Origin of the sequence: Pseudomonas sp. LS-2 (genome assembly GCF_003605735.1) — a bacterium.
Lineage (GTDB): Bacteria > Pseudomonadota > Gammaproteobacteria > Pseudomonadales > Pseudomonadaceae > Aquipseudomonas.
The window spans coordinates 1-24,102 of the sequence record NZ_QXTJ01000042.1 but is presented as its reverse complement, the minus strand read 5'-3'; the positions used below and the strand labels follow the sequence as shown (position 1 = coordinate 24,102).

The window sequence follows — 24,102 nt, the reverse complement described above, 5'->3', positions numbered from 1 at the left end:
GTGCTTCTCCAACAGGTGCCGGAAATTCATGATCGTCGTGTCTTCGGGGATCGGAGCGCTGAGCGTCAGGCGAGTAAACAGGCGCATCGAAGTGATCTCGTACAGCGTCTCTTCCATTGCTGGGTCGCTCAACGAGAACCAGTTCTGCAGCAGGTGAATGCGCAACATGGTTTCCAATGGATACGGCTTACGGCCACCGCCAGCCTTTGGGTAATGCGGCTCGATCAATGCCACCAACCCGCTCCACGGCACCACCTGCTCCATCTCGGCCAGGAAACGCTCGCGACGGGTTTGCTTGCGCTTACCGGCGTACTCGAAATCGGAGAAGCTCATCTGACTCATGGGATGGCGGGCTTGTAGAGGGAAGTTGGACGAAGGGCTATTTCAGCACAGGTCAGACGGTCTGTGCTGACTTGATCGGAGAATCCATAACGTCAAAAAACTCTATTGCTCAGAAAATAGGCGTCACCCTAATTGGCGATGCCTGCATAAGCAAATGAGCAAGTCGTGGCGACATCGCCATAACGATTGAGATCAATTCATCGATGCGACGATGTCGATGGGTAATCCAATCAGACGGTGAGAAGCGAGTTGCCATCCATTTCTGAAGGAATAGGCAAACTCAGCATCTGCAATAAAGTGGGAGCGATATCGCACAGTCGACCGCTCTTCAGCCCCACACGATCATGCAGCTCACTAACCAAAATCAGGGGAACAGGGTTCAAGGTGTGAGCCGTGTGTGCCTGACCAGACTCTAGGTCGAGCATTTGTTCGACGTTGCCGTGGTCGGCCGTGATCAAACATTCGCCTCCTACTGAGAGCGTAGCCTCAACCACTCGGCGCAGACAGTCATCAAGCACTTCCACAGCCTTGACTGCGGCATCAAATGAGCCGGTGTGCCCCACCATGTCGCCATTGGCGTAGTTACAAACGATCAGATCGAATGTGCCGCCGGCAATGGCGTTGACCAGATGATCCGTCAGCAGCGGTGCACTCATTTCAGGCTGGAGATCGTAGGAGGCAACATCAGGCGAGGGAATCAGGATTCGCTCCTCACTTGCGAAAGGCTGCTCTCTGCCACCATTGAAGAAGAACGTGACATGGGCGTACTTCTCCGTTTCGGCAATCCGTAGTTGTCTCTTTCCGAGAATTGCCAAATGTTCGCCCAGGCTGTTACTGATGGCCTCAGGAGCGAACGCACATGGGCAGTCCAACTCTTCGGAATACCGGGTCAACGTCAGCAACCGATCCTTTGGCAAAACAAAAGGCCGTTCAAAGGCGTCGAATTCAGGCTTGATCAATGCTTGGGTCAACTCCCTTGCACGATCAGGTCGAAAGTTCATGAAGATCATTGCGTCATTGGGGCCGACACTGACAGGTACCCCAATCGTAGTCGGCTTGACGAACTCATCAGATTCCCCGCGTTCGTAAGCCGCTGACAAGCCCTCAGAAGGGGTTGCCGCTTGATGTTCAGCATCCGCCGAAACAATCAGGCGGTAAGCTGTTTCGATCCGAGGCCAGCGGTTATCGCGATCCATTGCATAGTAACGACCGACCAACGAGACAATCCGTCCAGCGCCCAAGCGAGCGAGTTCACTCTCCAAGGCATCCAGCGATGTCTGCGCACTCTTGGGTGGCGTATCTCGGCCATCTAGAAATCCGTGCACATAGACTTTTTCGACACCCTGCTCAACGAGGCAACCGCATGCCGCGACAATCTGATCGATGTGACCATGAACACCGCCGGGGGAAAGCAAACCCAAGACGTGCACAGCTCCATCGTGCGTTTTTACTCCCTGGAGCAGTTCCAGCAACGCTGGGTTTTTAGAGAACTCGCCATCCGCGAGCGCTTTATCAATCCGGGTCAGGCTCTGGTACACCACCCGACCTGCTCCCAGGTTCATATGGCCTACTTCGGAATTCCCCATCTGACCTTGAGGAAGGCCAACTGCCAGACCTGATGTTTCGATCTGGCTGTTCGGATAGCGCTCAAGCAGCGCATCGAATGTAGGTTTTCTGGCCGCTGCAAAAGCGTTCGACTCAGTCGCCTGACGAATGCCGACACCGTCGAGAATAATCAAAGAGCGCGTAGTCATCGTTCCCCCTAGAAGATGTAGTCGGTGGTCAAGAAACTCGACTCACGATTACGGATGATGTCGCTGACCAATTCTTTGTTGCTCTCCTGGAACTTGGTGGCAACCAGCGTCCGGATGGAAAACACCCGCAGCGCGTCATCGACGGATAGTGTGCCTTCGGCAGAGTTTTTGCGGCCATTAAAAGGAAAGCTGTCCGGACCACGCTGACATTGCGCGTTAATGTTGATACGGCCTACCTGGTTGGCGAAGGCATCGACCAGACGACCAACTTGTGCGGAGTCTTTGCCGAAAATGCTCAGTTGCTGGCCAAAATCGGAGTCGAGGACGTAGTTGATGACGGTTTCCAGATCACGGTAAACCACTACCGGCACCACGGGCCCAAACTGCTCTTCGTGATACAAACGCATCTCGGAGGTCACCGGATACAGCAACGCCGGGTAGAAAAATGTTTCGCAGACTTCCCCCCCTCCGGCATTGACCACTTTGGCGCCTTTGCTGACGGCATCGGCCACAAGCCCCGTTAGAAAATCAGTCTTGCCTGGTTCTGGTAGTGGAGTTAACGCCACCCCAGCTTCCCAAGGCATCCCCGGTTTCAGCTGGGCAAGCTTCTCCTGAAACTTATCCAGGAAGGCATCAACGACCTTTTCATGAACGAAGAGAATTTTCAGTGCTGTGCAGCGTTGCCCGTTGAACGACAGTGAGCCGGTAACGGCCTCAGAAACGGCGTTATCCAGATCAACATCGGGCAGGACGATACCGGGGTTCTTGGCATCCAGGCCGAGTGCACCACGCAGGCGATGCGGCTTCGGATGCAGTTTTTTAAGGTCACTGGCGGTTTTGTGTGTGCCAATGAATGCGAAGACATCGATCTTGCCACTGGCCATTAAGGCGCTGACGGTGTCGCGGCCTCTGCCGTAGATGATGTTGATAACCCCGGTCGGGAAGCTGTCACGAAACGCTTCCAGCAATGGTCGGATTAGCAACACACCGAACTTGGCGGGTTTGAACACTACGGTATTGCCCATGATCAACGCCGGGATCAATGTGGTAAACGTCTCGTTGAGCGGGTAGTTGTAAGGGCCCATGCACAACGTTACACCCAGCGGAACCCGGCGGATTTGTCCCAAGGTGTCTTGTTCAAGTTCGAAACGGCTGGAACGGCGATCCAGTTCCTTCAGGGCATTGATGGTGTCCACAATGTAATCGCAGGTGCGATCAAACTCTTTCTCCGAATCCTTGAGATTTTTACCAATCTCCCACATCAACAACTTCACAACTGCTTCACGTTGCTCACGCATGCGTTTGAGGAAAGCCTCGACGTGGCGAATACGCTCGACCACGCGCATTGTGGGCCAGGTTCCCTGACCACGATCGTAAGCCTGCACCGCAGCATCTAATGCGGTCATGGCAGTCTGTGCATCCAAGAGCGGTGTACTGCCCAAAATGACGGACTCGTGCCCCGACTCTATTTTCAGAGACACAGGACTGCGGACTGGCGCCAACGCCCCGTCCCACAATCGCAGCTCACCATTGACGAGATACTCTCGCTGCTCAATGGCTGGACCTGGGCGATATTCGGCAGGAATTTCATCAGCACTTGGAAACAGTGCTTCCAGACGATTATTCAACGTCATTTTTCATACCTCTGTGCTTGCAACAGGCGCAGGCCGACAGCAGTGATCTGACACCCTGCGCCTACTCATTCAAAAGAACTCGAATTGTAGAAAAGCTCAGGCTGCTGTCTTGTCTTGCGCTGCCGAGCAAATTGCTACGAAGGACATAGCATCCAGAGAAGCACCGCCGATCAAACCACCATCGATGTCGGGCTGGAGGAACAACTGCTCAGCGTTATCCGCCTTCACGCTGCCACCGTACAAAATTCGGCAATCTGCACGAGCAGCGTGATTCTGGGTAGCCAGCCACTGTCGGATGTGTCGATGCACCGCTTGCGCCTGCTCAGGCGTCGCCGTTTCGCCGGTACCAATGGCCCACACCGGCTCATAAGCAATCACGCCTTTCACCAAATCATCGACGCCTACGGCATTCAGCACTGCACTCAACTGTGAGGTGACGATGGCTTGTGTTTCCCCTGCCTGGCGCTGAGCGAACGTCTCGCCAACACACAGAACCGGAATGAGCCCTGCTTGCAGTGCAGTCGAAAACTTCTTGGCCACAAGCGCATCATCTTCGGCATACAGTGCGCGACGCTCCGAATGCCCGACCAACACAAAGCGGCAGCCATTATCGTGGAGCATGTGCGCGCTGACTTCGCCCGTATGAGCACCTGCCAGCTCAGCGCTGAGGTTCTGTGCACCCAACGCAACCTCTGAATCATCGAGCAAATCTGCGACAGCACTGAGATAGGGATACGGTGGGCAAAGTGCGATTTCAACGTTTTCAAAGCGCGAGATCACCGGCAACACGCTACGCAATAACGACGCGTTGGCAGTACTACTACCATTCATTTTCCAGTTGCCGATTACCATCTTTTTCCTGTTTGAAGAGGTCTGCATGGCTCAAGCTGTCCTCTTCAAGAGATCGGTAGCGTTGTAAGGCGCTCGATCCTGCAACGCTTCTTCGATGCGCAACAGACGGTTGTATTTGCCAACTCGATCGGAGCGGCTGAGAGAACCTGTCTTGATCAGCCCAGCGCAAGTGGCGACGGCGAGATCGGCAATAGTAGTGTCTTCGGTTTCCCCTGAACGGTGGGAGATCACCGCGGTGTAACCAGCATTTTGAGCCATGCGTATCGCGTCCAGCGTCTCGCTTAGCGTGCCGATCTGGTTGAACTTGATCAGGATGGAATTACCGATTCCTTTTTGAATTCCCTCGCGCAGGATTTTGGTGTTGGTGACGAACAAATCGTCCCCCACCAATTGCAGGTGACCGAGTTTTTTGGTCAGTCCGGCCCAGCCGTTCCAATCACTCTCGTCCATCCCGTCTTCAATGGATATAATCGGGTACTTGTCGCAAAGCATTGCCAGATAATCGGCGAAGCCTGCCGAATTAAATGACTGGTCTTCACCAGCGAGCACATATTGACCGTCCTCGTAGAACTCAGAAGCAGCACAATCGAGAGCCAAGGTAATGTCCTTACCCAACTCGTAACCCGCATTGCTCACCGCTTCCTTGATAACGATCAGTGCTTCTTCGTTGGAGGCAAGCGAAGGAGCAAACCCACCCTCATCCCCCACCGCAGTACTCAGGCCTCGTTCCGACAGAACCTTCTTCAAGGAATGGAACACTTCGGCGCCCATGCGAAGCCCTTCACGGAACGAAGTTGCTCCGACAGGCTGGATCATGAACTCCTGAATGTCGATGTTGTTATCTGCATGCTCACCACCGTTGATGATGTTCATCATCGGAACCGGCATGCTGAACTTGCCTGGCGAGCCATATAGCTCGGCCAAGTGTTCGTACAAGGGAATGTTCTGGATCTTGGCAGCCGCTTTGGCGGTCGCCAGTGACACGGCGAGAATCGCGTTGGCTCCCAGGAGACTCTTACTCTCGGTTCCATCCAACGCAATCATGACGTTGTCGATTTCGCGCTGGTTCAGAGCATCAAGCCCAATAAGGCACTCGCGGATGGGGTTGTTAACATTTTCGACCGCTCGCATTACGCCTTTGCCCATGTAGCGCGATAGGTTGTCTCGCAATTCGAGCGCTTCACGTGAGCCGGTCGAAGCACCAGAGGGAACGCTGGCGGTAGCACTGACTCCATTCGCGAGTGTTACCACTGCTTCGACAGTCGGATTTCCTCGGGAGTCCAGAATCTCCCGAGCCGTGACTTGTTGAATAAGGCTTATTTTTTCAAGCATGGTTTTGCCCCTTCGGATGGGTCGGAGCTGAAGCATCGTCGCTTTGCAACTTCAGCAACTCCTGCTGCTCCGCATGCTGCTCACGAAAATCGAAATCTCTTGGCCACGATTCGCGATCACAGTTACTCGTCGTGTCGTGGTCTATTGAATTGATCACACTCATCAATGCTTCCTCACTCAGCGAATGGTTTCTCCGACGCAAACCACTCGTAGAGAATTAGTGCCACCCTGCGCGTTGGCGTAGTCGCCTTTCGTGATTAGTACATGATCGCCAGCCTTTACGACGCCACGTCGGGTCAGTTCCGCAATGGCCTTCTCACTCACCAACTCAGGGGTGAAATCATCGCTGTCGAACGGAATGGTGGTGACACCACGGAAAAGCGCGACTCGGTTCTGGGTAGCCAGGTTGCGAGAGAACGCGAAAATGGGCAGGTGCGAGCGAATGCGCGACATCAAACGAGGGGTATCGCCGCTTTCCGTCATGCAGATGATGGCTTTGACGCCATGCAAATGGTTCGCTGCGTACATGGCCGACATGGCGACTGATTCGTCAATCTTGTGGAATACTTGATCGACACGATGCTTGGAGCGATGGGACTGAGGGTGTTTTTCGGCACCGATAATGATCCGATGCATGGCCTCAACTGTCTCGACGGGATAGGCACCGGCTGCGGTTTCAGCGGAGAGCATCACCGCATCGGTACCATCAAGCACGGCATTGGCCACGTCAAACACTTCAGCGCGAGTCGGCATCGATTGAGTGATCATCGACTCCATCATCTGAGTCGCCGTGATCACTACTCGATTCAGTGTACGAGCACGGTCGATAATCAGTTTTTGCACGGCAACCAATTCAGCGTCGCCAATCTCAACACCCAAATCGCCGCGAGCGACCATTACGCCTTCTGATGCTTCGATGATCGTATCCAGAATACGGAGGTCATTTACAGTTTCCGCTCGCTCAATTTTGGCGATTAAACCTGCCTGCCCTCCTGCCTCATGCAGTAGTCGACGTGCCAACTCCATATCGGAGTCATCTCGCGGGAACGAAACCGCCAAGTAGTCCACCTGCATTGCTGCGGCAGTCTTGATATCTTCAAAATCCTTTTCAGTTAGCGCCGAGGCCGACAACCCCCCGCCCTTTCGGTTGATCCCTTTGTTATTCGAAAGTGGCCCGCTGACCAGTACTTCGCAAATCAATTGCGTCGCCTCGACTTTCAAGACCTTGAGCTCAATTCGCCCATCATCGAGCAACAAGATGTCGTCCGGACAGCTGTCGGTAATCAACGCTTCGTAATCGATTCCGACACGCTGTTTATCCCCTGCATTCTTGTCCAGGGAAGCGTCGAGTACGAACTGCTGTCCCTTGTCGAGGGTTACTTTTCCTTCCGTGAAACGCGCGATTCGAATTTTTGGACCTTGCAGATCAGCCAGTACCGCTACAAATCGGCCATGTTTAGTAGCCAACTCACGTACCAACCTGGCACGGGCGATGTGGTCTTCGGCCTTGCCGTGGGAGAAATTCAGACGCACGACATCCACGCCTGCTTTGACTAACCCCTCGATTGCTTCGAATGATTCGGTTGCCGGCCCCAATGTAGCCACAATTTTTGTTCTTCGTTGCATGACAGCCACCACTTCAAACACGTTCGTATGAATAGCGCTCCGTATAAATCAGAAGCCCTGCTTCGCTAACCCATTGAAGGTGCCAAGGGCCTCTAAACGATTTAACGGGCGCTATGGTTTTCTCCCTGGATTATCAACGACCGAAGCTTTCCAGGGCCGATACGATGGCTTTAGTCCAGACGGTCACGGCGTAGGCGCCGGGATCCACGTGCCCCAGAGCTCGTTGACCGATATACGAAGAGCGACCTTTTAGGGGCATCATATTCCGTGTTTCTTCTGCACCTTTCGATGCGGCGGCGTCCGCCTTTTTTGCAACGTCCACAGCCTCAAGCTCATCGGCGCATGCATGCAAAGCCAAGGCTGTTGGCAATAGCGCATCTAACATCGTCCTGTCGCCAAGACTGGCATTTCCGAGGTTGACGATTCCGTCGCAGCCCGCCTGGAGGGCGTTGGCCCAGCTTGACACCGCGTTCAGATTACCGGCCCCGGATAACGCAACTCCGGCCCGCAAAACAAAGACCGCATACAAGGGGCCGGACGTACCACCCAATGCACGGCGCAGAATGGCCGAAATTTGTTGGAGAGCAAATGCGGGCCGTTCAAGGTCCAGGGTGCCGAGTGAATCGTCAATTGCGCGTGCGCCGCGGGCCAGGCTGATACCTATGTCGCCATCACCGACCACGGAGTCCAGCTCCGTCAAGACTTCTTCCTGTTGGCGTAAGGCTAGGGTGACCGACTGCAGAATGGTCTTGAATTGCCTGGCATTGTCGGAGGACCAGGTGCCTCCGATCGAAGCGGATTCTGCAACGGGACCTCTACAAGGCTGACGCGAAATGGTCCGGGCCGGCTCTGTCATTCCGTGCCAAGCCGTCGCTTCAGTAGGCGCTTGCAGACGTAACATAAGGGGGTCATTGACACGCATAAGGGAAATCGAGCAGCCCGCCATTTCCAGTGCGGTGAGAAAGGTGCCGACCATCACCCCTTCTACCTTGATACCATGCTCAATGCATCCCAAGAGTGCCCGACGAGCGACAATGTCCAACTCCTGTGCAGGCGTGGCACCCAGGTTATTGACCATTAGCACCACGCGCTCATCCGCCTGCAAACGCCCTTGGCCAATAATTCTGTCCAACAGCGTCTTAACCATTTCATCGGCACGCTGGATAGGACCTCGGCGTACACCGCTTTCGCCGTGGATACCAAGACCATACTCAACTTCGTCGTCTTCGATTTTGAAGCCAGGTTTACCGGCGGCCGGTACGGTACAGGCGCTTAAGCCCAAGCCCATGCTGAACAGCCCGGCGGCGGCTTTTTCAACTTCACTCTTCACCTGAGAGAGGGAAAGCCCGGCTTCGGCGGCGGCACCCGCCACTTTATGAATAAATACAGTGCCTGCAATGCCTCGACGACCAACCAAACCGCCATCATTGTCCAAGGCTACGTCATCACCCACCACGACCATCTCAACCTGGACGCCCGCCGTACGAGCAATTTCCGCGGCCAGACCGAAGTTGAGTCGATCGCCAGTATAGTTTTTGATGATTAACAACACGCCAGCAGGGCCGGCGACAGCCATAATTGCGCTGAGAACTGCGTCCACGCTCGGCGAGGTAAACACGGGCCCGGCGACCGCCGCGGTGAGCATGCCATGCCCCACGTAACCGGCATGAGCAGGCTCGTGACCCGCTCCGCCACCCGAAACAATACTTACCTTATTGGCAGCTGCAAGCGCCTGACAGTCTCTGCGGACTACGATGTTTTCACCTTCCAGGAGCATTAGATTCTGGTTGGCCAACACAGCGCCTTCCAGCATGTCCTCGACGACGGAATTTGGGTCATTGATGAGTTTTTTCATGGCGGTTATCCGATTGACTGTCACTCACCTGGTTTTACCGATCCGGGGAACTACGTAGGCAGTCGCCGGGCAGTGCAATCACCAGAGGTGACCAATTTTTTATTAGTCGGCGGGCTCAACAAACCACTGCTGATCCTGCAGATACCTTAAAAGCGATGCAGGCCAGAGCAGGGCCAGCTGCATCGACCAACGACATCCGCTGCAAAGCTAGCCACAGCGCGCGATGAGGACTGGAAAAACACCTACTACTCGACTCGAGGTTCGTGCAGCGTTCGAATTGAGACAGGATCATGTTCGAACTTGCCATCGCCAAGAGACCTAAAAGAGATCTCCACAGCCAATCAACGTGTCGCCAAGCACAACAGTGACGCATTTAATTTAGAAAAACAAATCATTTTCGATGCAAAAGCCATCATTCAGTCATCATTGGCGTCATCATCTCCTTCGGACCTACTGTCTACCCACGCAAACTCCTGGGCAACCGGTTCGTTTCAGGGCGGGTCATCGACGTGGATGTGCCATCTGCGCAACGAGGGTGAGCTTTGCTGTGAGGCAGGACGCGCCGCCAATCGTAGACTGATCGACTAGACCGCAGCGGCACCCGAGCGCGAGCTACTCAGACAGCCGCCTCACCCAATCTACCCGACGACTCTCGACTTGACCGGTATCGGAGCTGTATCAGCCAAACAAACGCCCTCCAAAAAATCAGATCCGCGAGATTGTATTTGATGACAAATGATGTAATATCGAAAAAACTAAGCCGTCATTACACGACAAAGGTAGACGCTCGAAAGCCCAAGAAGTCGCAGCAGCGCTGTGGGGCTGATAGAGGCGCAGGAAAGTAGTAAAGGCATCATCAGGATAATGAGCGCATAGCCTCCTCGTCTTAGAACGACTGGGATGAGATGGCGACCAACGGCGATTTTCTAATGTGAGGCCTTGCTGAGCAGGCTATGGAAGTGAAACACGGCATGTGGTCAATGCGAGACATGCTTGTTAAGAAAGGGAGTGCATAATTTCTCGGTGAGCGGTCGCTCGGCTGCCTTTCAGTCGTGCGTCAACAGATGACGAAGTCACTCCAAGGATAAAAAAATAATGAAAAAATTTATCAACAACGTCGACGATTTCCTCGTCGAAACCCTATCTGGCTTCGCGTCTGCACACTCGGACCTGATCGCCCTGAACTTGCAGCCGACATACCTTGAACGCAAGGTCCTGACCCCCGGCAAAGTCGCCCTTGTTTCGGGTGGAGGATCCGGTCATGAACCCCTTCATATCGGCTTTATCGGCCGCGGCATGCTGGATGCTGCGTGCCCTGGCGAAGTGTTCACCTCCCCCACCCCTGACCAGATGATGGCAGCTGCTCAAGCTGTCGATACCGGCGCGGGCGTTCTATTCATTGTGAAGAATTACTCCGGCGACTTGGTCAATTTTGAAATGGCATCCGATATGTCCGATTTGGCAACGGCCACGGTACTGATCAATGACGACGTCGCTGTAGAAAACTCAAACTACACGACCGGTCGGCGTGGTTTGGCCGGTACCGTCATCGTGCAGAAACTAGTCGGAAGCCTAGCCGAAACTGGAGCGGATCTGGAGCACTGCAAAGCGTTTGGGGACCGAGTCAACAAGAACACGGCATCAATGGGTGTTGCTCTGACAAGTTGCATCGTCCCGGAAGCAGGAACCACCACATTCGAAATCGGTGACGATGAAGTCGAAATCGGTGTGGGCATACATGGCGAACCTGGGCGTCGTCGCGACAAACTGATGTCTGCAGACGCCATTACTGCCGAGCTACTGGAAGCCATTTGCAATGATCTACAACCCGCTCAGGGCTCTGAAGTCTTGCTGATTGTCAACGGACTCGGCGCTACCCCCCTCAGCGAACTATATCTGCTCTTCAACTGCGCACAGAAGTGGCTCGACAAAAAAGGGCTGTCAGTGAGCCGCTCGCTTGTTGGTAACTATACGACTGCTCTCGAAATGGCTGGCGCATCGTTCACGCTTTGCATATTGGATGAGATGACCAAGGAACACTGGGACAGTCCGGTGCACACCGCTGCGTTGCGATGGGGTGCTTAGGTTTTTAGCCCAGCTCCTCTCCGTAAAAGTAAATGGCGCCTTCGAGTAAAAACTCATTAGCGCTAGAGATATTTAAACCCGTAAAACAAAAACAATATTGGAGATATCGACATGACATCCTTGCTTGGAGAATTCATCGGAACCGCACTGCTCGTGCTTCTCGGTAACGGCGTCGTTGCTAGCGTGATATTGGCTCGATCGAAGGCGTTAGGCGGTGGCTGGCTCCTTATCACGGTTGGCTGGGCAATGGCTGTATTTATCGCGGTATTCTGCGTTGCACCTTACAACAGCGGCGCGCATCTCAATCCAGCGGTAACTGTCGCACTCGCCATGACTGGCAGGTTCCCTTGGGCCGAAGTTCTGCCCTATATCGGTGTACAAACAGTTGGCGCGGCGTTTGGCGCATTGCTTGTCTGGGCCGCGTACTACAAACAGTTTGGCGAGACCGAAGATGCAGGTACAAAACTCGCGGCATTTTCTACCGGCCCCGCAGTGCGTAACCTCCCTGCAAACATCATATCGGAAGCGGTAGCCTCGTTCGTTCTTGTCTTCGGCATTCTGCAACTGGCGAGCGCCAGTATCGGGCTTGGCGCACTGGATGCCTTGCCTGTTGCGTTACTGGTGATGGGAATAGGCGCATCTCTAGGTGGGGCAACAGGTTTTGCCATTAATCCAGCCCGCGACCTCGGGCCTCGCATCTTGCATGCGCTGTTACCGATCCAGGGTAAGCAAGGAAGCAACTGGAGTTATGCCTGGGTCCCGGTTGTGGGTCCGCTCGTAGGTGGTGCGCTGGCGGCCCTGCTGTACCAAGTGCACATTTAGAAATTGATAAATGGCGGCATTTCCATGCATCGTTGCGCTCCCCACTTGATCAGTTCCTGGTGGGGGGGGGCTGCGATGCTGTCGCGCCACACGATGGTGTTATATTTGAATATTCATCATTTCCACATCAGCCCACGAAAGTCCGAACGAACACAGCTAGCGTTTCGATCACTTTCAGGCCGAATAACCGAAGCCTTTTAATGAAAATGCAACCAATCGACAAATCCCTCTCAACCCCGACAAAGCAGGAGGACTGATGGCAGCCACTCGAGTGAGCATTGCCCGGCTTGCTGGCGTGAGCGTGGCAACAGTCGATCGGGTCATTCGCAACGACCCTGCGGTCCGTCCAGAAACTGTCGAACGTGTCCAAGCTGCTTTGGACAGTTTGCGTAATACCCGAGCCAGCCGAGGACGACCCGCCAAGCACACGTCCATAAAAGTAGCGTTCGTTGTGCCTGTAATCAGGTCAAAATTTGTCGACAAGGTTGAACGTGATATTGCCCTCTCAGCCAGCTTCTTTAGAGAGCACCGGATTACGCCATCCTTCTACCGTTGTGACTTCTCCGATAATTTGAAGACCGCACAACTCTCAGAGTCCCTGCGCGGATATGACTCCGTCGTGCTTTTACCACTGGATTATCCGTGGGTGGATCAGTTCATCGACACGTGTTGCGAGGTAGGAATACCGGTGATAACGGTTTTTTCGGATCGACCGGCGAGCCGACGCGCACTGTTTCTAGGCGCTGACAACCGGATGATGGGGAGAACCGCTGGATTACTGATGGGCAAGTTCACTGCAGGCAGATCTGGCACCGTCATCATTCTGTCTGATTCATCACGTCTTCCGGACCAGAGCGAACGCAGGACCGGTTTCGAACAAATTCTGGAAGAGGATTTCAAACATTTGCGCTGGGCGGTGGAGCCCGACTTCCCCACGGATGAAGAAGAAGCCTATGTAGCGTTAAGAGACGCGCTTCCCCGCTACTCCAACGTTACCGGGGTCTATGTAACACGAGATGGCGCAGCAGGTGTGGCAAAGGCGTTGAAAGACTTGCCCGCAGAACCACCGATCGTATTCATCGGGCACGGCATTTCTGACTCGACACGTGCATTACTGACGGCTGGCGGGATGGACGTAGTACTTGATCAGGACGCCCGCGGGGTGGTGCATGCCGCAGGACTTGCTGCGCTCAATCTGGTTAATGACGTCCGTGGCTTGGCGGGCTCTGTTAGTCAACCCATCCAAATCTACTTCCGTGAAAATGCGAATACTTGAAGATTGTGGCCTGAACTCGCCCTAGAAATTTCACTATCATAGGAACGATGAATACACAACCGCCTCGCCACCGCTGACAAGTGTTTCATAACACGAAACACCTCGGCAGCTCCCCTCTAAGGATTCTCTGATCAAGTCAGCACAGACCGTCTGACCTGTGCTGAAATAGCCCTTCGTCCAACTTCCCTCTACAAGCCCGCCATCCCATGAGTCAGATGAGCTTCTCCGATTTCGAGTACGCCGGTAAGCGCAAGCAAACCCGTCGCGAGCGTTTCCTGGCCGAGATGGAGCAGGTGGTGCCGTGGAGCGGGTTGGTGGCATTGATCGAGCCGCATTACCCAAAGGCTGGCGGTGGCCGTAAGCCGTATCCATTGGAAACCATGTTGCGCATTCACCTGCTGCAGAACTGGTTCTCGTTGAGCGACCCCGCAATGGAAGTGGCGCTGTACGAGATCACTTCGATGCGCCTGCTTACTCGCCTGACGCTCAGCGCTCCGATCCCCGAAGACACGACGATCATGAATTTCCGGCACCTGTTGGAGAAGCACCAACTGGCGTCGGGCATCCTAGAAACCATCAACAATTACCTGCGAGACAAGGGCCTGTCGTTGCGCCAGGGCACCATTGTCGATGCCACCATCATCCACGCGCCCAGTTCGACCAAGAACAAGGAAGGCAAGCGCGATCCTGAAATGCATCAAACGAAGAAGGGCAACCAGTACTATTTCGGTATGAAGGCCCACATCGGAGCGGATGCTGAATCGGGCCTGGTGCATCACGTTCACGGCACCGCCGCGAACGTGGTCGACGTAACGGAGGTTGCAGAACTGCTGCATGGCGCAGAGAACGTCGTCTGTGCCGACGCGGGCTACACCGGCGTTGAGAAAAGGCCAGAGCATGAAGGGCTGCCAGTGATCTGGCAGATTGCTGCGCGACGCAGCACCTACACGCGCTTGAGCAAACGCAGCGTGCTTTACAAAGCCAAGCGCAAGATCGAAAAGGCCAAGGCGCAAGTGCGTGCGAGGGTCATTCTGAAAAGACCTTAAAAATCAAATGCGCTGTTTTTGATTGGTTTGAAAAATGGGGGCGCCGCATGCCATAACACTTTGTCACGCAATCAAAGTGATCTGCCATGGGGGCGACAGCAAGGGGTCATCCTCGCGTTCTGCGAGGGCAGTTAGCTTGGTGATTAACTCGGTACGAATGCCCTGCGAACTTCGCTTGCGAACTCAACCAGGTCCTGGTGCTTTTCCCAAGCGGTAGTTAAGGACTCAACCGTGGGCTCACCGGCCTGCGCAACGTTCAATCCATGCTCGATCGCGGCGTCCCGCTGGCGACGGGTAGGTCGAACCCTGTTGCAGCGACAATCAGGTCAAGCAGTTCGCCAGCTTGATTGGAGAAGTTGGCAAAGGCGTTGAGCACCGTGGGCTCTTGCTCAACGTTGAAATGTAAAACGGTCAGATGCTCGTTCTGATCCTGGTTCATATGGGCGCTACTCCTAGACGAGTAGCACCTATGATAACGGCTGAAGCTGAGGCGCCCAGTTGGAACGCCCTCTCGGAATTTCAGGGCTTATGCGACGGCTGAGCATGCGGCGTACAAGGCAAAACAGACGAGTTAACGCTGCATTGACCGCCACTACTCACCAGGGGCTTCTGGCTTTTTCCCGCCGGCGCCACTGCTGCTCGCCAGCCGTTCCCGGACGACTTTGAAGGCTAGCCGCCCCAAGTAGAGAAGACTCTGTCCGAAGATCCTCACGAAGGTCCATGTCCAGGACTTAAATAACCCCAAAACCAGCTTCACTTTTGCAGGGTCGACCAAACGGGTCTCGCCAGCAGACTCGGCCCAGGGGTTATCAGGTCGAACAGGCTGAACAGGAAGGTTGTTCCACCAGTCTGTCAGCGCCTGCATCTCCTGTTCGGCCCGGGCAATCACCTCGGGATCGGAGCTGCTGCTAATGACCTTGACGACTGCGAACTCGGCTGAGAAGCAATGCATGGTTGAGCAATAATTCGAAAAGGGCTGGCTCTCGGTCCACTTGTCCATGGTGACATTCAGGACTGCATTCGCACCCATTTCCCGGGCCTGGTTGGTCAGGTTTTGACGCGCCTCGTTGGGATCATTCGATTTGCCCCAGCCCGAGCCGATAGTCAGCACAACCTCCATACCAGGAGGAGGCCCACCCTTCGACCAAATGAAACTGTCAGGCTCCGCGTAGATAGGTGTCGGGCCTAAACCAGGTACGACCTGTTTAGCCTTCGATCCCTTTGGCGAGGGGGTCGGTACAAACGTCACGCGGTGACCGGTCACCAAACCTTGATCGCCCAAGACATCGTTCACATGGACGAAATAGCGCTCGCCGTCATCGCCGTTGATGAAGCCATAGCCCTTCGCCTGGACGAAACTGGTCACCACACCTTTGATGCTGCAACCAGTGATATTCTGGTGAGACAAAACTAGCCTCCTTTCAAATCAGATATCGGGGATTCTATCGCCAATGTGCGGGCCCCAGTGCATTAACTGTTCGGGCCGCTTGTGACACGATTGGCCTTGTCTACCGAGTGTAACGGCTATACTCCACCGGACCAGGAGTTCAAAGAAATCATGCCCCTTGGGGGGAGCCCAGCCGGGCAACAGCTGGGCGCCCTGCCCCTCAGATTTTGAACACCACAGGTTACTGCACCAAACTCCGGGGCTTAGCCCGCGGTAATTCAGAGCCGACATAGGCGTAACCGTGATTGAAGGCCTCACGCCGCCGATCAGCATCATGGATTAGCGCTTGCCGAATAAGGTCGATGCGGTTTTGCTGTGCAGCCAGTGCCGCAGCATACCCCTCTAGCTCCGCTGCAGCGTCATGGATGCCATCAGCCTTTGTCACACCTGCCAGCCATTGAGCCACCACGATGCTGGATGGTCCCGGTTTAAACAAACGGTACCGGCCACCCTTCTGGAAACCGGCGTGCAACATAACCAGAGCTACTAGCAGGTCGGACAGGGTCAACTTAGCTAGATCAGCGCTATCAAGGAGGATGCCGTTGGAGTGAATGCAGATAGCAGCGTTCAACGCCAACGGGCCATAGGGACCAAGGTCGGGGAAGCGATCTGTGATCTGGGTCGACACGCCCTCGGCGCGGAGAATCAGTTCAGACCCGACTGGCGTAGCTGACATTTCAGCGAGCACCTTGCCTGCCATGATGTCCAGGCTGCCTAGCGAAAGCTCCGCTTTACAGATCGCGGGAAATTCACCTGACCCTGCAAGCTTGAGCAGTACGTCATGTGCAGCTTGCTCCTTACGCTCCAAAATGCTGGATGCCCGATTCTGAAAGTCCAAAGCTTTCGGGGGTAGGAGCACTTTGTTCTGTACATCATGCGCAAAGGCGAACCGGTTACGATCATCGACAGGAGGCCCTGGGCGGAAATCGGGGAACAGCGTCAGCATGTCCGACTCTGCAAGCCATGGAGTGGTTTCGTAGTAAGTAATCGTCAGGGCGCCGTCCGCGCGGACCTTCACCGCTTTACCATCAAGAACCCAAACAACCTGCTGTGTCCCGAGGTAAGGCTGGACCATTGTGAGAGACCCAGCGTAAAGGTTCGGAACACGCTCCAGATCCGCAGTCGCCACACGAGTTTCTTTGCGTGTGTCAAAAACGGCTCCCGGCTTACGCACACCAGGTTTCAGGGTGTACACAGCATCATCCCCTCTGGGAGGTACAAACCCGTTGGGGAACTGGGAGGAACCACGCTGAAGGTATGATCCTTGAGCGACGAATGCCAGGCCCTCAGCCACCTCCTCTTCTGTGAGCAGCAGCCGCGGAATCACGCCCCCATGAGCTTTATGCCTAAGTGCACGGCCGATGCAGAGGCCTGAATCTACAAAGAGCCAAACCACCTCATGATCAGGCACGGCAAGGCCATTTTGGATGTGCTGAGACAGCGGCAACCAGGACTGAGGAATCACCGTTTTGCTCAAGAAGTTGTCGACCGCCTCCTCACTCCCCTCTGGATACTGTTCGTCCGGGTCGATGATTGAGCGCTCCAGGCGGGAAGCGCGGATAGCGTCGTACAGGGCGGTGAAGTCAGCCCAGTTGAACGCGCGGCCGTCAGGACGCACGCAGAGGTCGTAGCTTGGTGCACCAAGCTTGAAGAAGCGGTCTTGCTCAGCATGCCAACTGCGAGCAGTAGGCTGAGCTTCCTTCGCCGCCTGCTGGTCGCCCTTCAGCCCAATGGCCTTCAAACGATCCTCTTGCTGGCGCTCAACTGTGAACTGGTCAATGCTCAGCCCACGAAGCCGGGCCCGGCCAGCGCGAAGCCAGGCCTGCATGAACGGGATGCTGGCAAGCACATGCAGCTTGTAGGCGAACAACAGTTGAATGTCTGCCCGGGTTATCGACCCTGCAGGAGGGAATGGCCCACGACCAAGACAGGCAATGAATTCATGCATGTCAACGTACGCGGAAAGCTTGGCAAAAACCTCCCGGAGCAGGTCTGGGTTGCCTGTGGCTGCGAGATCAAGCCCGCGGCAGAGGCGTTTTACAATGCCAGGGATTTCGCGGAGGTCGGATTGCTGGAAAACAAGACGCTTGAGAGCAAAAGGGGGACGGTTCATCACATGATCCTTAGAAGTCGCACAAGCGAAATGCTTATGCCTACGGGTATGCACGATGACTGCGGTTGCTGGCTGACCAGGTCTGTGTGCACAAGACCGATTCTTCTCGGGGTGACAGATTCCCAGTGATGCGGATGATTCCTATAACTCGGCGTCTTGAGATCACTCGGATCAAGCCAATGCCAGCGGCCCTTTTCAAGACTGAAAAAGCATAGGGGATTGGAAAGGCGCGTGGCAAGCGAAATGTTCGACCGCGGGGGAAAGCGGTCGACGACGGGGAGTTGCTCAATAAGAGTGGCGCGGGCCGGGACGATGGGCCAGTTGCCACGCGACCAGGCCTACTGGCAGATCAGCCTGTGGCCTTGAGCTTGATGGCCTGAGTACTTCGAGCTTCGACCTTCGCCCAGGCCTCATCGACTCCTTCAGTGTGCCCGCAAAAATCGCATTGATACCCCCCGTAAGCAGGGTTGGAGTCGCTATCGTGGAATGTCATCGGCCTGAAGTGACAGGTCGGAACCGGGTCATCCCGGGACGCCTCATGAGCGGCAGCCAGGTCTTTCAAGGACTGCTGAAACGCCTCGTAATTTGCGTCTGGATTCACAAGGCATCCTCCTCGCCATACTTCATCGCTACGCAGGCTCGCGTCGTTCTATACCGCAACATTAGCTGCTCCTCTGCCCTAGTCTCTGGTCAGAATAACGGTTCCGATGCACCCGGCCATAGGTTGCATGCTGATGCGCATCGGGTATCCGTCCAAACCTGATTGACCAAAGCGCGCCTTCGATATCTACTGTATATAAATACAGTACAATGAAGTGTCGCACCATGTTCGTAACCAGCATCCGCCAGATCACCGAATCAGAGCTACCTGGGCTGCTCATAGTCCTTTCTGGAAGGGTTGCCGGCGGCTTTCCTGGCCCGGCCGCAGACCACTACGAGCCTCCAATCTCCCTGGATGAGCTCGTTGACCTAAGAGCCCCGCACGTCTTCCTGGCGGAGGCCGAAGGTGACAGCATGGCTCCCGCTGCAATCCTTACGCGCACCAAGCTGATCGTCGATCGCGCGCGAACGCCACACCCAGGTCATATTGTCGTGCCGTACGTAGACAACCAACCCGTTGTGAAACGACTCGATAAGAAAGTTGATGGCACGTTGTTCCTATCTTCTGACAATCCAAACTACCCCCCATCGACGGGAAGGAAAACATTGATGTTTTCGGGGTGGTAACATGGAGCCTTACGTGCCATGCACCATAACAGGCCAACATATGCGCTTATTGACTGCAACAGTTCCGGGGCTTTACTAACAGTTAGATACGATTTTTTCTAGAGAATACAATCGGTTAGGCTAGGTAATTTTTTTCACGTTTTTTGTTTTTGAGGTGGTCGTCGCACGTTAATCGGGCTCTGCCCATCCGCTATCCATGTGGCTCCAAAGATCAGGCATGGAGGGGCATGGCAGGACTCCACGCGGCAATCGAGTTTCTGGCTGGGTATTACACAGACTTGCCCGCCCGTTTGCATCCGACCTGACCAGTCCTTTGGGCCGGATTCGACCAGCACGCTTCTTGATCATGACCGGCAGAAGACGACCCATAGCGGACAACCTTGTCACTTTCAATTTCTATTCTTAGAGAGAGGCAATCAGTGCATCCATGTGCTTCTGATCGGTTTGCGTGATAGCTTCTATGAGATCCTTTACGGCATACTCAACATCAAAGATCAGTTCATTGTTCCCAACCAATCTATCGATAGTGTTGGCATGGCTAAAGTAGTGGAAGACCTTAAGGATGCGCTTGGATTTCTCAACACCAAATAATGCTTCAGCTCGTTGATCTACCGTCTCCTTCATGATTCCAGGTAATCTTGAGTAGGTATAAAGCTCAATGAATCTCCGTATTGCATTGGGCAAGAGCATTAAAACGGTATGATCTGTCTTGTCTGGGGCCTGGTGGAAGCGGTAAATCACTTCAAAGAGGAAATGATACTCCGATTGATAACGGGCCAATGATGTAGGCATGTCGCAAAATGTTGATTCCTTCTCGCTTATCCGCTTAATGAGGAACAGTCTAGCCCCTTGCTTGGAGGCTTCTGGCTTAATTTCGCGTAGCAGGTTAAAGAATTCGAAATTGTGAGTCGAAATGAAAATCTGCTTGCAGGTAGTTAACCATGGGGAGTTTTCGTTTTCTTGCTTGAAAAATAATGATCGGATCGCGGCTGTGATTTGAAAGATATGATTGGCATCAAGGCTTGAAATTGGGTCGTCGATATATACGACAGTCTGCTTGAACTCCTCAGGCTTCAACTCTTGAAGCTTAGTGAGGAAGTAGGAGAAGGCAATGGCGGTGCGCTCCCCATCACTAAGATTCTTGGCGACCTTGCCATTCTTGCGGAAGAGCCTGAACTGCTCTTGGTTCGTCGTCGGATCTTTGATAACCAATATCTGGATAGCTTCACTGCCCAGCATGGATACCAGTCGTTCATTGATCTTCTCTCGGCCAAGCTGGGCTTGACTGATGAGGGCCTGAAGTTTCTCGACTTCCCCTTGAAGGCGTGTGGCGTACGTGTGCAGCCGATCACGACGTTTGACTATCCGTGCTTTTTTACGTTCGTATCCGGCATTCTCTTGAGAGTCGATGAACTGCTGAACGTAGTGGTACCTCACGTGCTTAATGGCCTCTGCCTTAGCAGTGGTGAAGTTGTCAGCTAGCTTATTGTTTTCATCGATTACGGTATTGATGACCTTGATCGCATCGACAATGACACTGGCCAGTCCTTCGGCCAAAGGGGTTGGTTCCAGCTGTTTGCGTGGGGCATCAACCTTGCGTTGGACGTCATCCGCAAGGGTCTTTACTGCCAGATTGAACGCTTCAATGGCCTTAGGTAAAGGCGCGGCAGCGACCTTATAGCTGTCTCGGAACTGTGGGTTGAACTCAGCTTCCTTGGGCAGCGTGAGCTTGATCTCAGCGGATTTTACACGCTGCAAAAGGTTTTCGACTTTCTGCTTGTGCTCCTTGAGATCTTTGGAAAAGTGGGCTCGAAATGTGGCAAGCCTATCCTCGGTGACAGTGTTTCCGCAGAACTCGCAAGTGCCTTCTTGTTGGTGGATGTGTAGGCCTGACTCAACCCAGCGCTCGATCTCCGGATGGTCTTCAAGATGCTTGAGCATGTTGGTGAAAGTTGGGATAGCAGCAAGAATTGTTACTGCATCTTGGTGAATATTTTCAATCGATGGAGAGGCGTCGACCCTGTCGACGGTGCTTGGCTTCTTGTTGTCAGGAGTTAAGGCAAGTTCAATACTTTCCGAAAGATCCTTCTCGTCCAGAAGTTGGGAGTCGAGGACGCCCACGACCGGTATGTCATTTCCTAGCTGGGTTGCAGTATAGGGATCAATCTTAAGAAGCTGACGAAGGTTTTTGGCCGCATCCGTTTTGGCATTGGAAACTGTCTGGGTGATAGTGTTAAATTGAGAATCAAGCTTCTTCCTCGTTCCCTCGGATTTTTTGATTCGACCCGAGATGTAACCAATCTGATTTTGGGCCTCTTCGGATTCTTTGCCGAGAAGAAGAATTGGCTTAAAGCTATTGCCTTCAAAATGCAAATTGTCTCGAATGAAGTCTGAATTAAAAACGCGAACTATCAAGTTGGATTGCTCGAAGTTCTTGTCTGTGATCGGCTGCTCATCGGTCTCGAAGCTGAATTCACATCCAGCTAGATCGGGGTTCGGCTTCTTTGCTTCGAGTTGTGCGAATAGCCTCGAAAGCGTCGTTTTTCCCGAGTAATTCCACCCAAAGATCAAGTTTTTTATCCCGAACTCTTGGGTATCTATCGGCTTAGTGTAGTTGTTGTAAATGCCCAGATTTTTTATCTTCGAGATTCCTTTTATCACTATCACACTCCATAGTGCTCTTGATGTTGGCTATGTCAGACTCGACCATTCTGTTTTGGTGTTTTGTCAAAACTAGTGCAGCGCAGGACGTATCGGTGAGTATCTCGTTCGTCAGGGAGGTTAGCATTGAAACCCAATGAATGAGACGAAACAAATGACCGCTCCTGGCCGTTCTCTGTCGGTCATGGCCACTAAGCGTGCTGGTCAAATCCGATGCAATCGGTGGTCAGGTCGAATGCAAAGGTGGTCACGTGAAATGCAATTTCGCATCTGGCGGCTCGGAACAAAAATTACAGGCCGTTTGATCTGTGGGTCACGTTTTGTGGGAGGGCAGGGCTACTATTTTAAGGTCACCGCTTCTTGCTTTTAGGGCTCGCAGTTCTGCCATCAGAACTTCATTAATCGACGCGAGGTCAGCGGTTTTCAGGCGTAGCTCTTCTAGTTCTTGGCGGAGCAGTTTATTTTTCTCGCGTTCCGCTATGAGATCCTGATGCTTTACGTCGCGTTGGGCACGACTGGAGCGGCCCTGAGCCTCGCGGATTGCCTCGGCCACATTCGGGTAGTGGTTATGGATCAACGCCGTTGAGACGCCCGCCTCACGAGCTACTGCGGCAATAGTGACTTTGGTCTCACCTGTATGGGCTCGGCCACGTTGAATGCGAGCTAACGCAAGACGTAGATCTCGCTCTCGACTGTCGGATGTCTTGCGTGTTGTTTTCATTCGTCAGCGGTCTCAGGTTCAAATTCAAGCTGTTCCAGTACATTCCGACAACGATCCAAATCACGCAGAACGCGCTGTCGACCACCTTCGCCGATGTCTTTACAGTCCAACAATCCTTTTAGGTTGTTGAAGAGACCTTGGTAGACCCCAGCGTGCTGGACACCAATCACAGAGCTGTCGCAGCCGCCACAGCGCGTTCTTTCCATTGTATTGCCGACGCAACCGTCATCATCAGCAGTACACCAGGAGTGGCCATTACTTCGGATCGAGGTGCTCTCGGCAATCGACTTAACCATCGAGGCATGGCTTTTGAAAATGGCGAGATTTTTGGGGTCTCTTTGCCATTGCTTGATTGATCTTCCGTAACCGCCCCCTAGAGATGAAGTGCCCAACCAGCCACTAACCACACCAGACTTGATGTCTTCGAGTTCGAACTGGATATCTTCAAAAAGCTCGATATCGAGGTGCTGACCCCACTCCTGATCCATGGCGTAACCTAAGGTCATATCCATCGACCAATGAGCGAAGTGTTCTCGGAGGTAGCGCAGGTCACCGAATTGGCTATGCGCAGCGTAGTTGGCAAATTTTCGCCGGAATTGATGGCTTGCGAGATTCCAACTGAGGCCACAACTCCTTGCGAAGGCTTTCAGGTTCTTGTTCCAGGTTGAGCCCGAGAGGGTTCTGACTAGGTTGTTTTTCGTGGCACTGACGCCAAGAAAAAGCGCATGCCGATGCTTGTGTGCTTCGGTGATTTGAGGGTCAGTCGGATTGATGCTGTGGCGCCGAGTGATTTCGTCAGCAATCATCGCCTGGTAGGGAGCGGCCCAACGCTCCATTAGGCGCACCGCCGATACTGTACTTTCAGGAATCATCCAATCATGGATACCTGCGTCGGTTTTTTCCGACGTTGATCGCAGCCAGTGGTAGACCGTGCCTTCATCGTCCTCAGTGCTGTGGTGAGCTCCGATCATGACGTTTGCTAACTCATGGTTTCGGCAGCCGGAAGTGCTGGCTATGACAATGTAAGATGCCGTTCTGAGGCTCTGGATCGCTTGATTGAACTCTCCAAGCCCTCCGGCCCAGCCAAGCGCAACCAGTCGACGATTTTTCGCCTCTTGAATGTTTCTGGTTACTTGTCCATTCCGCTCAGCAGAGACGCGTTCTAGATCATCTTGGATGTCGAGCAAAGCATTACCACGCCGAACCTGCTCATGTGCCTTCTCGAATAGAGTGGGCGGCGGCAAAAACTGAGTGCAACACCTGACCTTTCCGGTACGGTGCTGCCCCTATGTCTTATACCGAACTCAGC

Annotated in this window: 18 protein-coding genes and 2 pseudogenes; 5 read left to right on the top strand and 15 right to left on the bottom strand. The window is 53.8% G+C overall.

The features are described 5' to 3' along the window. From D3M70_RS27300 to dhaL, 8 genes are all read right to left on the bottom strand, one after another. A partial coding sequence (locus tag D3M70_RS27300; RefSeq protein WP_133306530.1) for a transposase occupies positions 1-342 on the bottom strand: 342 nt, incomplete at its 3' end. 230 nt (positions 343-572) lie between these two features. Then, positions 573-2,096, bottom strand: a complete 1,524-nt coding sequence (gene gpmI / locus D3M70_RS27295; protein WP_016974319.1) for a 2,3-bisphosphoglycerate-independent phosphoglycerate mutase — start codon at positions 2,094-2,096, stop codon at positions 573-575. An 8-nt stretch (positions 2,097-2,104) separates the two neighbouring features. Then, positions 2,105-3,730: an NADP-dependent glyceraldehyde-3-phosphate dehydrogenase gene (locus D3M70_RS27290; protein WP_016974318.1), complete on the bottom strand. Its 1,626-nt coding sequence runs from the start codon at positions 3,728-3,730 to the stop codon at positions 2,105-2,107. A gap of 96 nt (positions 3,731-3,826) precedes the next feature. Then, entirely contained in the window at positions 3,827-4,609 is a 783-nt protein-coding gene (gene tpiA, locus D3M70_RS27285) for a triose-phosphate isomerase (RefSeq protein WP_016974317.1), read from the bottom strand. 3 nt (positions 4,610-4,612) lie between these two features. After that, on the bottom strand, positions 4,613-5,914 hold the full coding sequence (gene eno / locus D3M70_RS27280) for a phosphopyruvate hydratase (protein WP_025999882.1): 1,302 nt from the start codon (positions 5,912-5,914) through the stop codon (positions 4,613-4,615). Next, positions 5,907-6,077 carry a hypothetical protein gene (locus D3M70_RS32120; protein WP_165869905.1) on the bottom strand — a complete coding sequence of 57 codons (171 nt, stop codon included), beginning with the start codon at positions 6,075-6,077 and terminating at the stop codon, positions 5,907-5,909. The genes eno and D3M70_RS32120 overlap by 8 nt, the downstream gene beginning before the upstream one ends. A 14-nt stretch (positions 6,078-6,091) precedes the next feature. Then, positions 6,092-7,540 carry a pyruvate kinase gene (gene pyk, locus D3M70_RS27275; RefSeq protein WP_016974315.1) on the bottom strand — a complete coding sequence of 483 codons (1,449 nt, stop codon included), beginning with the start codon at positions 7,538-7,540 and terminating at the stop codon, positions 6,092-6,094. A gap of 133 nt (positions 7,541-7,673) precedes the next feature. Then, positions 7,674-9,395 carry a dihydroxyacetone kinase subunit DhaL gene (dhaL, locus tag D3M70_RS27270; protein ID WP_016974314.1) on the bottom strand — a complete coding sequence of 574 codons (1,722 nt, stop codon included), beginning with the start codon at positions 9,393-9,395 and terminating at the stop codon, positions 7,674-7,676. A 1,095-nt stretch (positions 9,396-10,490) separates the two neighbouring features. Between dhaL and dhaK the strand changes: the two genes are divergently transcribed. The 4 genes and pseudogenes from dhaK to D3M70_RS27250 all read left to right on the top strand — a co-directional run. Continuing rightward, a complete protein-coding gene (gene dhaK / locus D3M70_RS27265) occupies positions 10,491-11,480 on the top strand; it encodes a dihydroxyacetone kinase subunit DhaK (RefSeq protein WP_016974313.1) in 990 nt (329 codons plus the stop codon). 111 nt (positions 11,481-11,591) lie between these two features. Beyond that, entirely contained in the window at positions 11,592-12,302 is a 711-nt protein-coding gene (locus tag D3M70_RS27260) for an MIP/aquaporin family protein (RefSeq protein WP_016974312.1), read from the top strand. A 256-nt stretch (positions 12,303-12,558) separates the two neighbouring features. Then, a complete protein-coding gene (locus tag D3M70_RS27255) occupies positions 12,559-13,578 on the top strand; it encodes a LacI family DNA-binding transcriptional regulator (RefSeq protein WP_016974311.1) in 1,020 nt (339 codons plus the stop codon). Between the two features lie 206 nt (positions 13,579-13,784). Next, positions 13,785-14,606: pseudogene (locus D3M70_RS27250) on the top strand (IS5 family transposase); the annotation flags it as partial. A gap of 274 nt (positions 14,607-14,880) precedes the next feature. Here D3M70_RS27250 and D3M70_RS27245 read toward each other — a convergent pair. The 4 genes from D3M70_RS27245 to D3M70_RS27230 form a co-directional block, all read right to left on the bottom strand. Next, on the bottom strand, positions 14,881-15,063 hold the full coding sequence (locus D3M70_RS27245; protein ID WP_016970351.1) for a hypothetical protein: 183 nt from the start codon (positions 15,061-15,063) through the stop codon (positions 14,881-14,883). Positions 15,064-15,216: 153 nt separating this feature from the next. Further along, complete coding sequence (locus tag D3M70_RS27240) at positions 15,217-16,032, bottom strand: cold shock domain-containing protein (protein ID WP_016970352.1); 816 nt, start codon at positions 16,030-16,032, stop codon at positions 15,217-15,219. Between the two features lie 220 nt (positions 16,033-16,252). Then, positions 16,253-18,184: a hypothetical protein gene (locus D3M70_RS27235; protein WP_016970353.1), complete on the bottom strand. Its 1,932-nt coding sequence runs from the start codon at positions 18,182-18,184 to the stop codon at positions 16,253-16,255. 349 nt (positions 18,185-18,533) lie between these two features. Continuing rightward, the gene (locus D3M70_RS27230) at positions 18,534-18,785 is read right to left on the bottom strand and encodes a hypothetical protein (RefSeq protein ID WP_120128921.1); all 252 of its coding nucleotides are present in this window, start codon (positions 18,783-18,785) and stop codon (positions 18,534-18,536) included. Positions 18,786-19,009: 224 nt separating this feature from the next. Here D3M70_RS27230 and D3M70_RS27225 point away from each other — a divergent pair. Beyond that, positions 19,010-19,440, top strand: a pseudogene (locus D3M70_RS27225) (LexA family protein). A gap of 373 nt (positions 19,441-19,813) precedes the next feature. Here D3M70_RS27225 and D3M70_RS27220 read toward each other — a convergent pair. From D3M70_RS27220 to D3M70_RS27210, 3 genes are all read right to left on the bottom strand, one after another. Beyond that, positions 19,814-22,072, bottom strand: coding sequence for an AAA family ATPase (locus D3M70_RS27220; protein ID WP_043091378.1), 2,259 nt, complete (start codon positions 22,070-22,072; stop codon positions 19,814-19,816). A gap of 313 nt (positions 22,073-22,385) precedes the next feature. After that, complete coding sequence (locus tag D3M70_RS27215) at positions 22,386-22,793, bottom strand: TetR family transcriptional regulator (protein ID WP_054889573.1); 408 nt, start codon at positions 22,791-22,793, stop codon at positions 22,386-22,388. Continuing rightward, entirely contained in the window at positions 22,790-23,980 is a 1,191-nt protein-coding gene (locus tag D3M70_RS27210) for an integrase (protein ID WP_120128919.1), read from the bottom strand. The genes D3M70_RS27215 and D3M70_RS27210 overlap by 4 nt, the downstream gene beginning before the upstream one ends. Positions 23,981-24,102 lie beyond the last annotated feature (122 nt).